The 14,652-nt window shown below is 71.2% G+C and carries 12 protein-coding genes, 1 tRNA gene and 1 pseudogene; all 14 read left to right on the plus strand.

Annotated features, from left to right (window positions below):
- The 14 genes and pseudogenes from VG899_09235 to VG899_09300 all read left to right on the plus strand — a co-directional run bounded on the left by VG899_09235 (position 1) and on the right by VG899_09300 (position 14,625).
- Positions 1-1,929: pseudogene (locus VG899_09235) on the plus strand (Rne/Rng family ribonuclease).
- A gap of 195 nt (positions 1,930-2,124) precedes the next feature.
- Positions 2,125-2,448: a 50S ribosomal protein L21 gene (gene rplU, locus VG899_09240; GenBank protein HWA66535.1), complete on the plus strand. Its 324-nt coding sequence runs from the start codon at positions 2,125-2,127 to the stop codon at positions 2,446-2,448.
- A gap of 10 nt (positions 2,449-2,458) precedes the next feature.
- On the plus strand, positions 2,459-2,716 hold the full coding sequence (gene rpmA, locus VG899_09245) for a 50S ribosomal protein L27 (GenBank protein HWA66536.1): 258 nt from the start codon (positions 2,459-2,461) through the stop codon (positions 2,714-2,716).
- A gap of 15 nt (positions 2,717-2,731) precedes the next feature.
- Positions 2,732-4,255: a GTPase ObgE gene (obgE, locus tag VG899_09250; GenBank protein HWA66537.1), complete on the plus strand. Its 1,524-nt coding sequence runs from the start codon at positions 2,732-2,734 to the stop codon at positions 4,253-4,255.
- Entirely contained in the window at positions 4,245-5,366 is a 1,122-nt protein-coding gene (gene proB, locus VG899_09255; GenBank protein ID HWA66538.1) for a glutamate 5-kinase, read from the plus strand. Before obgE ends, proB begins: the two co-directional genes overlap by 11 nt.
- A 403-nt stretch (positions 5,367-5,769) precedes the next feature.
- Positions 5,770-7,014 (plus strand): glutamate-5-semialdehyde dehydrogenase, encoded by a 1,245-nt coding sequence (locus VG899_09260; protein ID HWA66539.1) that lies wholly within the window; start codon positions 5,770-5,772, stop codon positions 7,012-7,014.
- A 160-nt stretch (positions 7,015-7,174) separates the two neighbouring features.
- Entirely contained in the window at positions 7,175-8,032 is an 858-nt protein-coding gene (locus VG899_09265; protein HWA66540.1) for a MoxR family ATPase, read from the plus strand.
- The gene (locus VG899_09270; protein ID HWA66541.1) at positions 8,032-9,465 is read left to right on the plus strand and encodes a VWA domain-containing protein; all 1,434 of its coding nucleotides are present in this window, start codon (positions 8,032-8,034) and stop codon (positions 9,463-9,465) included. The genes VG899_09265 and VG899_09270 overlap by 1 nt, the downstream gene beginning before the upstream one ends.
- Before the next feature lie 96 nt (positions 9,466-9,561).
- Positions 9,562-11,343 (plus strand): LPXTG cell wall anchor domain-containing protein, encoded by a 1,782-nt coding sequence (locus VG899_09275; GenBank protein ID HWA66542.1) that lies wholly within the window; start codon positions 9,562-9,564, stop codon positions 11,341-11,343.
- Positions 11,344-11,427: 84 nt separating this feature from the next.
- Positions 11,428-12,045, plus strand: a complete 618-nt coding sequence (gene nadD / locus VG899_09280) for a nicotinate-nucleotide adenylyltransferase (protein HWA66543.1) — start codon at positions 11,428-11,430, stop codon at positions 12,043-12,045.
- Positions 12,042-13,343, plus strand: coding sequence for an LCP family protein (locus VG899_09285; GenBank protein HWA66544.1), 1,302 nt, complete (start codon positions 12,042-12,044; stop codon positions 13,341-13,343). Before nadD ends, VG899_09285 begins: the two co-directional genes overlap by 4 nt.
- A 70-nt stretch (positions 13,344-13,413) precedes the next feature.
- Positions 13,414-13,806 (plus strand): ribosome silencing factor, encoded by a 393-nt coding sequence (gene rsfS, locus VG899_09290; protein HWA66545.1) that lies wholly within the window; start codon positions 13,414-13,416, stop codon positions 13,804-13,806.
- 5 nt (positions 13,807-13,811) lie between these two features.
- Complete coding sequence (locus VG899_09295; GenBank protein HWA66546.1) at positions 13,812-14,444, plus strand: histidine phosphatase family protein; 633 nt, start codon at positions 13,812-13,814, stop codon at positions 14,442-14,444.
- Between the two features lie 108 nt (positions 14,445-14,552).
- Positions 14,553-14,625: transfer RNA gene (locus VG899_09300), tRNA-Ala, on the plus strand.
- Positions 14,626-14,652 lie beyond the last annotated feature (27 nt).

Here is a 14,652-nt window from a genome sequence, read left to right on the forward strand (position 1 = left end):
GAGGCGCCGGCCCCGACCCGGCGGCGGCGCAGCTCGGCGGCGGCGGCCAAGGACGACGAGGCGGCGGCCCCGGCGATGACGGTCGCGGCGCCGCCGATGGCAGTGCTGTTCCAAGCGCCGCCGTCGGCACCCGCGCCGGCACGGCGGGCGGCGGCTCGCGCCGACGACGCCGACGCCGACGCGTACGCCGACGACGAGCAAGCCGCCAAGGGCGGGCCCGGCATCGACTCCGACGGCGAGGGCAACGCCGACGCCGACTCCGACGAGGCGCCCCGGTCCTCCCGTCGCCGCCGCGGGCGGCGCGGACGTGGCGGACGAGCGGGCGGCGAGGCCGGTTCGGCCGGCGAGGACTCCGCCGACGACGGCGAGTCCGCCGCCGACGCCGCCGAGCGGGACGAACGCGACGAGTCGGCCGGTGACGACGACGAGGCAGGCACCGGCACCCACCGCAGGCGCCGCCGCCGCCGCAGCGCCTCCGAGGCCGGGGACGGCGACGGGTCCTCGGACGACCCGCCGAACACGGTCACCCACGTCCGTCAGCCGCGGCAGGCCAGCGACGACGTACGCGGCGTGAAGGGCTCCACCCGCATCGAGGCGAAGCGGCAGCGCCGTCGTGACGGTCGGGAGACCCAGCGCCGCCGCCCGTCGATCATCACCGAAGCCGAGTTCCTCGCCCGCCGCGAGGCGGTCGAGCGGGTCATGGTCGTCAAGCAGGGCGAGGACCGTACCCAGATCGCCGTCCTGGAAGACGGCGTACTCGTCGAGCACTACGTCACGCGCAAGCACGCGTCGTCGATGGTCGGCAACGTCTACCTCGGCAAGGTGCAGAACGTGCTGCCGAGCATGGAGGCGGCGTTCGTCGACATCGGTCGCGGCCGCAACGCGGTGCTGTACGCCGGTGAGGTCAACTACGACGCCAGCGCCCTCGAAGGCGGCGCGCCCCGCATCGAGCAGGCGCTCAAGAGCGGCCAGTCGGTGCTCGTGCAGGTGACGAAGGACCCGATCGGGCAGAAGGGCGCCCGGCTCACCAGCCAGGTCAGCATGCCCGGCCGCTACATGGTCTACGTGCCGGACGGCCGGCTGTCCGGGATCAGCCGCAAGCTGCCCGACACCGAGCGCACCCGCCTCAAGTCGATCCTGAAGCGGCTCATGCCCGAAGACGCCGGCGTCATCATCCGCACCGCAGCCGAAGGCGCGTCGGAGGAGGCGCTCGAGCGCGACCTCAACCGGCTGAAGGCGCAGTGGGAGGACATCGCCAAGAAGTCCGAGACCGCGGCCGCGCCCAGCCTGATCTACGGCGAACCGGACCTCGTGATCCGGGTGGTCCGCGACATCTTCAACGAGGACTTCACCTCACTCGTCGTGCAGGGCGTCGACGAATGGGAGACGATCGACAACTACGTCCGGTGGGTCGCTCCCGACCTGGCCGAGCGGACCAAGCGCTGGACCGAGGACGAGGACGTCTTCGCCTCCTACCGGGTCGACGAGCAGCTCGCGAAGGCGCTCGACCGCAAGGTCTGGCTGCCCAGCGGTGGCTACCTCGTCATCGACCGCACCGAAGCGATGGTGGTCGTCGACGTCAACACCGGGAAGTTCACCGGCAAGGGCGGCAACCTCGAAGAGACGGTCACGAAGAACAACATCGAGGCGGCCGAGGAGATCGTCCGGCAGCTCCGGCTGCGCGACCTCGGCGGCATCATCGTCATCGACTTCATCGACATGGTGCTCGAGAGCAACCGCGATCTCGTGCTGCGCCGGCTCGTCGAGTGCCTGGGCCGGGACCGCACCCGTCACCAGGTCGCCGAGGTCACCTCGCTGGGCCTGGTGCAGATGACCCGCAAGCGGGTGGGTGAGGGCCTGCTCGAGTCCTTCAGCGAGACCTGCAAGGAGTGCGGCGGCAGCGGCGTCATCCTCACCCACGACCCGGTGGTCGCGAAGCGGCCGCCGAAGCCGCGCCGCGAGCGGTCCGGCGAGCGCCGCCACGGGAAGGCCACAGACGCCGCGCCGGAACCCGTCGCAGCGGGCGCGGAAGGCTGACGCGCGCGTTTGATCGCGGGCGGTAGCGGTCCGTACACTTGACCGCTGGCGCGCGATCGATGTGCCACCACACAATCCTCGAGGAGCTTGACCGTGTACGCGATCGTCCGCAGCGGCGGCCACCAGCACAAGGTCGCCGTCGGTGACACGCTCACGGTCGACAAGATCGCGAGCGCACCCGGCACCTCGGTGACGCTGCCCGCCGTGCTCCTCGTCGACGACGCCGGCGCGGTGACCGCCGACGCCGCTGCGCTCGCCAAGGCCTCCGTCACCGCCGAGGTGGTCGAGGCCGTCAAGGGCCCCAAGATCCAGATCCACCTGTTCAAGAACAAGTCCGGCTACCACCGCCGTCAGGGCTTCCGGGCCCAGCTGACGACGATCCGGGTCACCGGCATCGAGACCGGGAAGTAGGAGACGCGCGATGGCACACAAGAAGGGTGCGTCCTCCAGCCGCAACGGCCGTGACTCGAACGCGCAGCGCCTCGGCGTGAAGCGCTTCGGCGGCCAGCTCGTCAACGCCGGCGAGATCCTGGTCCGCCAGCGCGGCACGCACTTCCACCCCGGCGACAACGTCGGCCGCGGTGGCGACGACACGCTGTTCGCGCTCGCGGCCGGTGCCGTCGAGTTCGGCCACAAGCGCGGCCGCCGCGTCGTGAGCGTCACCACCGCCGCCGAGTAGTTCGCAGGTCGCGGCATGGCCGCGACGTTCGTCGACCGGGCGGTTCTGCACGCCTCCGGCGGCGACGGCGGGAACGGCTGCGCCTCGGTACGCCGCGAGAAGTTCAAGCCGCTCGGCGGTCCCGACGGCGGTGACGGCGGCCGCGGCGGCGACGTCGTACTCGTGGTCGATCCGAGCGTGACCACGCTGCTCGACGTCCACCGGCATCCGCACCAGAGCGCCCCGAACGGCAAGCAAGGACAGGGCTCGAACCGCAACGGCGCGGAGGGCAGTGACCTGCTCGTCGCCGTACCCGACGGCACCGTGGTCCGCGACAACGCGACCGGCGAGTTCCTCGCCGACCTGGTCGGCGCCGGGACGCGCTACGTCGTCGCCAAGGGTGGTCGCGGCGGCCTCGGCAACGCCGCACTGGCGTCGTCGCGGCGCAAGGCGCCCGGGTTCGCCCTGCTCGGCGAGCCGGGGGAGTCCATCGACGCGCTGCTCGAGCTCAAGACCGTCGCCGACGTCGCGCTGATCGGCTTCCCCAACGCCGGCAAGTCCTCGCTGATCGCGGCCATGTCGGCGGCGAAGCCGAAGATCGCCGACTACCCGTTCACGACGCTGGTCCCGAACCTCGGCGTCGTCGAGGCGGGGGAAGTGACCTTCACGGTCGCCGACGTTCCCGGACTGGTGCCCGGCGCGAGCACCGGGCGCGGGCTGGGGCTGGAGTTCCTGCGTCACGTCGAGCGGTGCGCGGTACTCGTCCACGTGATCGACTGCGCCACCGCTGAACCCGGCCGTGACCCGCTCACCGACCTCGACACGATCGAAGCCGAGCTCGCGGCGTACGACGAGCTCGTCGCCGGGGGGCTGTCGGGTCGACCGCGGATCATCGCGCTGAACAAGGTGGACGTCCCCGACGCCCGCGACCTCGCCGACCTCGTGCGCGCAGACGTCGCCGCCCGCCTCGACGCGCCGGTGTTCGAGATCTCCGCCGCTTCACGCACCGGGCTGCGCGAGCTCGGCTTCGCGATGGCGGAGCGGGTCGCCGCCTGGCGTGCCGGGCTGCCCGCGGTCGAGCCGACTCGGATCGTGCTGCGTCCCGCTCCGGTACGCGACGAGGGGTTCAGCGTCGAGGCGGTGGGCGAGCAGGCGTACGTCGTCACCGGCGATCGGCCGCGTCGCTGGGTGAACCAGACCGACTTCAGCAACGATGAGGCGGTGGGCTACCTCGCGGACCGGCTCGCCCGGCTCGGCGTCGAGGAGGCGCTGGCCGGCCTCGGCGCGCAGGCGGGGGCGGAGGTCACGGTCGGCGACGTCACCTTCGACTGGGAACCGACGCTGGCCTACCGCTCGGGTGTGCCCCACGGCGGACGCGGGACCGACGAGCGGCTCGAAGACCGCAGCCGGGTCGGTGCGGACCAGCGCAAGGCCTCGCGCAAGGCCCGGCGTTCGGCGTACGACCCGGAGCTGGAAGACATCGCATGGGAGGACGAGACCGACGACGATCCCGACACCGACACCGACGACGAGTTCAACGGGGACCTCGATGACGAGTGAGGTGCGCCAGGTCATCGCCTCGGCCAAGCGGGTCGTCGTCAAGGTCGGCTCGTCGTCGCTGGCGAGCTCGACGGTCGGCCTCGACCCGGCTCGCCTCGACGCCATCGCCGACGCCCTGGCGGCGCGGGTCAGCGGCGGGTCGCAGGTGGTGCTGGTCTCCTCCGGTGCCATCGCGGCCGGGTTGCGCCCGTTGGGCCTGGCGACCCGGCCCCGCGACCTCGCCACGCAGCAGGCGGCGGCGAGCGTCGGACAGGGAATGCTCGTGGCGCACTACACGCAGGCGTTCGCCCGGCACGGGCTGACCGTCGGACAGGTGCTGCTGACTGCCGACGACGTCGTACGGCGAGCGCACTACCGCAACGCGGCGCGCACGTTCGAGCGGCTGCTCGGGCTCGGGGTGGTGCCGGTCGTCAACGAGAACGACACGGTGGCGACCGAGGAGATCCGCTTCGGCGACAACGACCGCATCGCGGCGCTGGTCACCCATCTCGTCGGGGCCGACGCGTTGGTGCTGCTCTCCGACGTCGACGGGGTGTACGACGCCGATCCGGCGAACGGACCGGCGACGCGGATCTCCGACGTACGAAGTGACGCCGACCTCGCCCACGTCCAGCTCGGCGCGATCGGCCGGGCCGGCGTCGGGTCGGGAGGCATGGCCACCAAGGTCGCGGCGGCCAAGATCGCGGCCGGAGCCGGCGTACCGACCTTGCTGGCGTCGGCCCAGGACGCCGCGCAGGCGTTGTCCGGCGGCGACGTCGGCACCTGCTTCCACCCCACCGGCAAGCGGGCGCCGGCGCGACTGCTCTGGCTCGCCCACGCCACGACCGGGCGCGGGTCGATCCGTCTCGATGCGGGGGCGGTCGCCGCCGTTGTCGAGCGCCGCAGCTCGCTGCTACCCGCGGGCATCACCGCCGTCGAGGGCGAGTTCGCGGCCGGCGACCCCGTCGACCTGCTCGACGACGGCGGCCGGGTGGTCGCCCGCGGGCTGACCGCGTACGACTCCGCGGAGCTGCCCGGGCTGCTGGGTCGCTCGACCCACGAGCTGGTCGAGGCGCTCGGGCCGTCGTACTCGCGGGAAGTGGTTCACCGCGACGACCTGGCTCTGCTCTAGTCGCGACGTCGAGCGAGCCCCTGCGGCGCAACGGGTCGCGCCCACGGTCGTTGCGTTCCCGCGTCGTGTTGCTGTCGGGTGAGCCGCTGCGGCGTAGCGGGTCGCGCCCACGGTCGTTGCGTTCCCGCGTCATGTTGCTGTCGGGCGAGCCGCTGCGGCGCAACGGGTCGCGCCCACGGTCGTTGCCTTCCCGCGTCATGTTGCTGTCGGGCGCTCCTTAGTGTTGCGCCGCAGCGGCTCGCCCGACTGGAGGCACGGGTCGCGGCGGCGGTGGTCGCGGTTCGCGCGAGCTTGCTGTCGGGCGCTCCTTAGTGTTGCGCCGCAGCGGCTCGCCCGACGTGGGGCACGGATCGCGGCTCGCTGGACCGATCTTGTCGGCCAAGGCGGTCGTTACGCTTCTTGCATGGCTTCTGCTGATGAGGTTCTCGCCTGCGCGCGGCGGGCCCGGGAGGCGGCTGCTGCGCTTGCTCCCTTGTCTCGGGCGGCCAAGGACGCCGCACTGTTGGCGATGGCCGACGCGCTCGAAGCCGCGGCTGGGCCGATCCTCGAGGCCAACGCGGCGGATGTCGCGCGTGATCCCGACAATCCGCTCGTCGACCGACTGCGGTTGGACGAGAAGCGGATCGCCGCCATGGCCGACGGGCTGCGACAGGTAGCGGGTCTGCCCGATCCGGTCGGTGACGTGGTGCGGGGGTCGACGTTGCCGAACGGGTTGCAGCTACGCCAGGTGCGCGTGCCGCTCGGCGTGATCGGGATCATCTACGAGGCGCGGCCCAACGTGACAGTCGATGCGGCCGGGCTGTGCTTGAAGAGCGGCAACGCGGTGTTGCTGCGCGGGTCGTCGAGTGCGCGGGAGAGCAACGCCGCGCTCGTCGACGTACTCGCCGAGACGGCGCGCGCGACCGGGCTGCCGGACGGGTGTGTGCAGCTCGTGCCGGGCCACGACCACGAGTCGGCGAAGCACTTGATGCGGGCTCGGGGGCTGGTCGACGTACTGATCCCTCGCGGCGGTGCCGGGCTCATCCGCAGCGTGGTCGAAGAGTCGACCGTGCCGGTGATCGAGACCGGGGTCGGCAACTGTCACGTCTATGTCGATGCCGACGCGGACCTCGAGATGGCGTTGGCGATCATCCTCAACGCGAAGACGCAGCGGCCGAGCGTGTGCAACGCGGCCGAGACGATGCTGGTCCATGAGGCGGCGGCCGCGGAGTTCCTTCCGCTCGCGCTCGCCGCGCTCCGGGAGGCTGGCGTGACCGTACACGGTGACGCGACCGTGGCGTCGTACGGGGACGACGTCGTACCGGTGACCGACGAGGACTGGGAGGCGGAGTACCTCTCGCTCGACCTGGCGGTGGGCGTGGTCTCGTCGGTGCAGGAGGCCGTCGCGCACATCCGCAGGTGGGGGAGCAGGCACACCGAGGCGATCGTGACCCGGTCGCTGTCGGCGTCGCAGGCGTTCGTCGCGGGCCTTGACTCGGCGGCGGTGATGATCAACGCGTCGACGCGGTTCACCGACGGGGAGCAGTTCGGGTTCGGCGCCGAGATCGGGATCTCCAACCAGAAGCTGCATGCGCGCGGCCCCATGGGGCTGCCGGAGCTGACCAGCACGACCTGGGTCGTCACCGGCAACGGCCAGATCCGCACCTGACCCATTCCCAGCAACGCTGCGTTGCTGGGGGATTGCCCGGGTGACGCTGCGTTGCTGGGGGATTAGCCGGGTGACGCTGCGTTGCTGGGGGAGATGGCCCAGCAATGGAGCGTTGCTGGGTAGATAGAATCGCGTTCTGTCGCTGATTTGGGGAGCTCGGATGTCGTTTTTCACCTCGCCCGACGACGTCCGGGCGAAGCTCGCGGCCACCGGATACCTGGCCGACGACGCGATCGCGACGACGGTCTTCCTGGCTGACGCGCTCGGCAAACCGCTGCTCGTCGAGGGTCCGGCGGGTACCGGCAAGACCGAGCTCGCCAAGGCGGTGGCCGCCGCGGCGAGCGCCGAGCTGGTACGCCTGCAGTGCTACGAGGGCCTCGACGAGGCCCGTGCGCTGTACGAGTGGAACTACCGCAAGCAGCTGCTGCGGATCCAGGCCGCCGGCGACCAGTCGTGGGACGAGACCCACGACGACATCTTCTCCGACGAGTTCTTGCTCGCCCGCCCGCTGCTGACCGCGATCCGGCGCAGCGACCCGACCGTGCTGCTCGTCGACGAGACTGACAAGGCCGACGTCGAGGTCGAGGGCCTGCTGCTCGAGGTCCTCAGCGACTTCCAGGTGACCATCCCTGAGCTCGGCACGATCGAGGCGGTGCGCAAGCCGTTCGTCGTACTGACCTCCAACGCCACCCGCGAGCTGTCCGAGGCGCTCAAGCGGCGCTGCCTGTTCCTGCACGTCGACTACCCGGACGCCGAGCGCGAGAAGCAGATCGTGCTCACCCGGGTACCCGAGATCGTCGAGGCGCTCGCCGAGCAGCTGGTCCGCACGGTCCGTACGCTGCGCGCACTCGAGCTGAAGAAGTCGCCGAGCATCGCCGAGAGCATCGACTGGGCGCGCACCCTGCTCGCCCTCGGCCTGAACACCCTCGACGAGGACACCGTGTCCAAGACGCTCGGTGTGGTCCTCAAGCACGCATCGGACCAGCAGCGGGCCGTCAAGGAGCTGGGGCTGAACTAGTGACCGAGCCCGAAGTCGCCGTCGACGGCACCGGTCTGCTCGACCGGCACGTGTCGTTCGTCGGCGCGCTCCGGGCAGCCGGCCTGCCGGTGTCGATGGCCGAGTCCCTCGACGCCGGCCGGGCAGTCACGACGATCCAGATGACCGACCGCGAGCAGCTTCGGGCTGCGTACGCCGCGACGGTCGTCAAGCGGGCGGCCCACCGACCGTCCTTCGACCGGCTCTTCGACCTGTGGTGGCCGCCGGCGGTCGGCGACGGCACCGCCGCCGACCTCGCCGACGGTGACGGCGACCCGGACGCGCTCGACGAGATCGACCCGGCCGACCTCGACGCGCTCCGCAACGCGCTGCGCGACCAGCTTCGCGACGTGCTGCTCTCCGGTGACGACGAGGCGCTGCGCCGCCTGGCCCGCGAGGCGGTCAACGGCCTCGGGCGTGCCGACGGTCAGCCCGGCCGGCAGTCCTGGTTCACCTACCGGGTGCTGCGCGCCCTCAACCCCGAGACGTTGATGGCGTCGCTGCTGGAGGCGGTCCTCGCCGGCCAGGAGCGCGGCGGGCTCGCCGAGAAGGTGGCCCGCCAGATGCTGACCGAGCGCATCAAGCAGTTCGAGGAGATGGTCGAAAGCGAGGTACGCCGGCGGCTGGCCGAGGACCGCGGCACCGAGGCGATCGCCAAGACCGCGGTGAAGCCGCTCGTCGAACAGGTCGAGTTCCTTCGCGCCTCCCGCGACGACCTCGCCGCGCTGCGCCGGCAGGTCTACCCGATGGCGCGTCGGCTGGCGACACGGCTGACCGCGAAGCGGCGACTCGGCCAGCGCGGGCGCCTCGACGTCCGTCGTACCGTCCGCGCGTCGCTGTCGAGTGGCGGCGTCCCGCTCACCACGATCTTCAAGCCGCACAAGCCGCACAAGCCCGAGCTCGTCGTGCTCTGCGACGTGAGCGGCTCCGTGGCCGCCTTCGCCCACTTCACCGTGCTGCTGTCGTTCGCGCTGCGCGAGCAGTTCGCGAAGGTCCGCGTCTTCGCCTTCGTCGACACCACGGACGAGGTGACCGACTTCTTCAGCGGGGGCGGCGACGTCGTCGACGCGCTGGCCCGCATGTCTCAAGAAGCCGACGTCGTCTGGTACGACGGCCACAGCGACTACGGGCACGCGTTCGAGGTGTTCGCCCAGAAGTGGCCCGACGCGGTCACACCGAAGACCTCGCTGCTGATTCTGGGCGACGCTCGCACCAACTACCGCGCGCCCGCGCTCCCCGCGCTGCGCAGCATGGTGCGCCACGCCCGCCACGCGTTCTGGCTCAACCCTGAGCCGCGCCAGTACTGGTCCTCGGGGGACTCCGCGGCGGCGACGTACGCCGAAATCATGCCGATGATCGAATGCCGCAACGTTGTGCAGCTGCAAGAGTTCGTGGAAGGCTTGCTGCCCTCTTAACGCATACGTAACCGCGTGGCGGGTATGATCGTTCGTACGTAATGCGGTACAACTAGTTCCTGTCAGATACCTACCTAGACTTGGGGTCGGTCACACATGCGTATGACGGCTAAGCGGATGCGCCTCACGGTGCTCCTCGCGACTGCGGGCACGGTTGTGCCGCTCGCGCTGGGAGGCTCCGCCTCGGCTGCCGGAGCCGGCGGGGTCTCGAATGACCCGAACCCGCCGATCAACGGCACGATTGCGGGCTTCACCAATGGCGACTTCGCCTACCTGGACGCGCTGAACGTCGGCTCGCTGAGCCTGGCGCAGCTCACGTTGGCGCAGAGCGCCGCGGGTGTGTCGAACGGCACCCTCCAGACGGAGAACAGCCTCGGCGAGAAGCTGCTCACCACCAAGAGCGGGACCGGGCACAACGCCTACGGTCGCGCGGCTGGTGTCAGCCTCAACCTCGGTCAGGGCTCGAACTCCGTCCCGCAGGTCCAGCTGACCCAGGCCGAGACGGTGTCCCCGCCGCCGAACCAGGTCAAGACGGCGCGGGTCCTCAACCTGCCGCTGGCGCCGGTCGCCAACGTCGACGTCCAGCCGGACATCGCGACGGCCAACACGCCGGCGGACAACAACTTCTGTGTTCTCGGTGTGAACCACCCGCTCTCGGCGGGCCAGGCGACCATCGCGAACGCCGACGTGCTCCCGGTCACCAGCGCGGAGGCGGTTCTCGCCGTCGACGGCACGGTCCAGAACAACTCCCTCGAGGAGCTCGCGCCGAACAACTCCGGCGCGTTGGGCCTGGACTCGGCGACGCTGCTCCACACCGCTGAGATCCAGCTGTTCAAGGGCATCCCGGGCGCGACCATCGACATCAAGGTCATCAACCCGCTGGTCCTTCAGGCCTTCGCCGGTGGCGACGGCTCGTCGTTCGTCACCTACGGGTCGGGCGACAAGCAGAAGGACGTGCTCTCGATCACGGCCGGTGGCCAGACCGCCACGCTGACCGCCGAGCAGCTGCTCGGCAGCAACGGTCTGACGATCGACGTCGACGGCCTGCTGCGCGTCCAGATCGGCGGCAAGCCGACGATGAGCGTCACCAACGACAAGGTCACGGCCCTCGCGGACCTGATCAGCGTCCAGGTGATCAGCCTCAACAACAACACCGCGTCGAGCGTCGGTGGCCCGCTGGCCCCGCTGCTGAACCCGATCCTGACCCCGGTCCTGAGCGCGCTGAACGGCGCGACCCAGGCGATCGACAAGCTCCTCACCAGCCTGGGCATCAAGGCGGGCGTGGACCTGCGAGTCGGTCACTTCGAGGCCAACGCTCAGGTGCCGGCCGGCGGTATCCAGTGCAACATCCCGGTCAGCAAGACCCCGAGCACGCAGAACGTCACTGCGGGCAACCCGTTCAGCGTCACGCTGACCGCGGACAACCCGTACAACTGCACGATCGACAACCTCAAGTTCGAGGACAAGATCCAGTCGCAGACCGGTGACGTGAAGTGGACGGTGAGCAACACCTCGCCGAAGGCTGACGCCGGCTCGACCGACAGTGACCTGACGTGGAGCGGGCTCGGCTCGATCCCGGCAGGCGGCAGCAAGAGCGTCACGGTGACGCTCAACGTGCCGGCGGACTCGCCCAGCGGCGAGCTCGAGGACACGGCCATCGTCACCGGCACCTGTGCCACCGGCAACGGCCCGGGCACGGCCAACGTCCACCTCAGTGGCCTGGTCACCCTGCACGGCCCGACCGTCGAGGGCACCGGCCCGAAGACAGTGAAGCTGCTTCCGAACACCGGCTCCTCGCCGTGGCTGCCCATCGGCGGTGGCCTGCTGGCGATGACCGGCCTCGGCCTGGTGGCCGCCCGCCGCCGGACGATCGGCTAGTAGCTAGCTAACCGCTCAACGCGGAGGGGACGCACCGGCAACGGTGCGTCCCCTCCGTCGTTTGCGCCGGTAACCTCCCACCTTGTGACCGGCGCACAGGCGTCCCGGCCCCGGCGGATCGGGGTGATGGGCGGCACGTTCGATCCGGTGCACCACGGCCACCTCGTGGCGGCCAGCGAGGTCGCCGGTCGGTTCGCCCTCGACGAGGTCGTGTTCGTGCCGACCGGCCAGCCGTGGCAGAAGAGCCACGACCCGGTGAGTCCGGCGGAGGACCGCTACCTGATGACGGTCATCGCGACCGCCTCGAACCCGCAGTTCTCGGTGAGCCGGGTGGACATCGACCGGCCGGGCCCGACGTACACCATCGACACTCTCCACGACCTGCGCGAGCGGTACGGCGCGGACGCCGAGATGTTCTTCATCACCGGCGCGGACGCGCTGGAGGCGATCATCGGCTGGCACCGCGCCGACGAGCTGTTCTCCCTCGCTCACTTCGTCGGCGTCACTCGGCCCGGTCACGTGCTCAGCGACGCGGGCTTCCCGGTCGGCGCGGTCACCCTCGTGGAGGTGCCGGCGCTGGCGATCAGCTCCACCGACTGTCGGGACCGGGTCGCCAAGGGGGACCCGGTCTGGTACCTCGTTCCGGACGGTGTCGTGCAGTACATCTCCAAGCGCGGCCTCTACCGGGACCCGGCCCGGTGACCGGCAAGCGTCGGGCCGACCGCGAGCCCGATCCGGCCCGCCGCCCCGCCTCGCTGATCCCGCCGGCGGCTCCCGAGGTCTACATCCAGCCGGCGATGACCCGGCGTGAGGAACGCCGGCTGCGGCAGCGGCGGCAGCGGCGCAAGTACGCCAGCGCCGGCGGCGTGGTGATCGCCGCACTGGCGGTGGCCGCCGGCGCCACACTCGTGCTCGGCGTCCACCACGTCGTGACGCACAAGAGTGGCCCGACGCGTACCCAGGTGACCGTGCTGCTGCAGCTGACGGGCAGTGACGGCTCGGCCGCGGGCAGCGTGTTGCTCGCCGCCGACCCGCAGACCCACGAGGGCCTCGAGGTGCTGGTCCCCGGTCAGCTGATCACCGACGTGTGCGGGTACGGCGCGCAGGACTTCGGCGAGATCCTGGGCCTGCCCAACGGCGAGACCGCCTCGCGGGCGGCTCTGTCGAACGTGCTCGACGGGGTCACGATCGACGGGTCGTGGATCCTCACACCGACGCAGCTCGCCCGGCTGGTCGACGAGGTCGGCGGCATCACGGTCGACGTGGACACCGACGTCGTCCAGCACACGACGGGCGGCGGCGGGACGGTCGTCGTGGCGGCAGGGGCCGGCCAGCACCTGTCCGGGGCGCAGGCCGTCGCCTACGCGACCTACCAGTCCAACGGCGGGGCGGCGGCGGGCCTGGAACGGATGCAGCGGGTCGTGGACGGCCTGGTGCAGGCGCTGCCACGGACCGCGGCCGGGGTCGAGGCGCTGGTCCGCCAGCTCGGTTCGAGCGCGCAGCCCACCGACGGCGTCGCGCAGCTGTCCCAGATGCTGGTGGAGCTCGCCGCCGAGGACCAGACCGAGGCCGGGGTGTTCCCGACCGACCTGCCGGTCACCCCGATCGACGCCGGCGCCGCCTCGCCGTCGTACCGGCCGGACGACTCCGCCACCGGGATCCCGAGCCTGGTCCAGCATCGGCTTTCCGCCTCGTTGCCCGCCAGCACGGGCAACCAGCACGCGACGGTGCTGCTGCTCAACGGTGTCGGGGTGCCGGGGCTGGTCGGGACCGCCTGCCCGAAGCTGGCCGCCGCCGGGTTCACCTACTCGGGCAGCGGCAACGCGCCGACGTTCTCCCAGGCGAAGTCGCAGGTCGACATCTTCAGCAACGCCGACGTCGAGCAGGGCGACGCGCTTGCCAAGGCGCTCGGGCTGCCGGATTCCGACGTACGCCGCAGCGTGGTCAACCAGGACGTCGCGAAGTTCGTGGTCATCCTCGGCAGTGACTACCGGCCGTGACGGCGGCGCGCTGCCGGGTGAGGCGGCCGTGGCAGGCTAGACGAGTGACGTCGACGACCCGCGGCCGCTTGTGACCGCCTCCGCACGCAGCGTCGAGCTTGCCGAGGTCGCCGTCAGCGCCGCGGCCGACAAGCTCGCCACCGATCTGGCGATCATCGACGTCAGCGAGCAGCTGGCGATCACCGACTGCTTCGTCCTCGCCGCCGCGCCGAACGAGCGGCAGGTCAAGGCGGTGGTGGACGGCATCGAGGAGCGGTTGCTGGAGATCGGGGTGAAGCCGGTACGCCGGGAGGGCCAGCAGGAGGCCCGCTGGGTGCTGCTGGACTTCCTCGACATCGTCGTACACGTCCAGCACGCCGAGGAGCGCACCTACTACTCCCTCGAGCGGCTCTGGGCGGACTGCCCGTCCTTGCCGCTTCCGGCGGACGTGCTGCCGCCGGCGGCGGCCTCCGAGTCCTCGTGAGCCAGATGCGTCAGGTGCTGCTGCTTCGCCACGGCAGGACCGAGTGGAACGCGACCGGCCGGTTCCAGGGCCAGACCGAGTCCCAGCTCGACGCGATCGGGCGGGCGCAGGCTGAGGGTGCTGCCGTTGCGGTCGCGTCGATGCGCCCGGACGCGATCGTGAGCTCCGACCTGTCGCGGGCGCACGACACCGCCCTTGCCGTCGCGGCCGAGTGCGGGCTCGAGGTGGCCCTCGACCCGCGGCTGCGGGAGATCAACCTGGGGGCGTGGGAGGGGCTGACGCGCGCCGAGGCGCGGGCGCAGTTCGAGGAGGAGTACACCCGCTGGCAGACCGGCGAGGATGCCCGGCGCGGCGGCGGTGAGACCTACGCCGAGGTCGGCGCGCGCTGCCTGGAGTGCATCGACGAGTGGCTGGAACGGCTCGGGCCCGGTTGTCTGCTGGTCGCGGTCACCCATGGCAGCGCGGCCCGGGCCACGATCGGCACGATGATCGGGATGCACCCCGACACCTGGTGGCGGCTGGCGCCGCTGTCGAACTGCCGCTGGTCGCTGCTGGCCAACATCGGGCGCGGCTGGCGCATCGAGGAGCACAACGCCGGCAGCCCGCCGGACGAGGAAACCGGCGACGACGCCCGCTGACCACCCTGGCCCCGGCATTGCCCTGCGCCCGCCATTGCCGCCTGACGTCCCTAGAGCATCTTCAAACGGCCATCGCCCACTCGGCTAGACTCGTCGCCGCTTCACTTCGGGGCTGTGGCGCAGTTGGTAGCGCACTTGCATGGCATGCAAGGGGTCAGGGGTTCGAATCCCCTCAGCTCCACTCGAGAAACCGCAGGTCAGCGGCTTG

This window comes from Mycobacteriales bacterium (assembly GCA_035550055.1).
Taxonomy (GTDB): Bacteria; Actinomycetota; Actinomycetes; order JAFAQI01; family JAFAQI01; genus DASZTV01.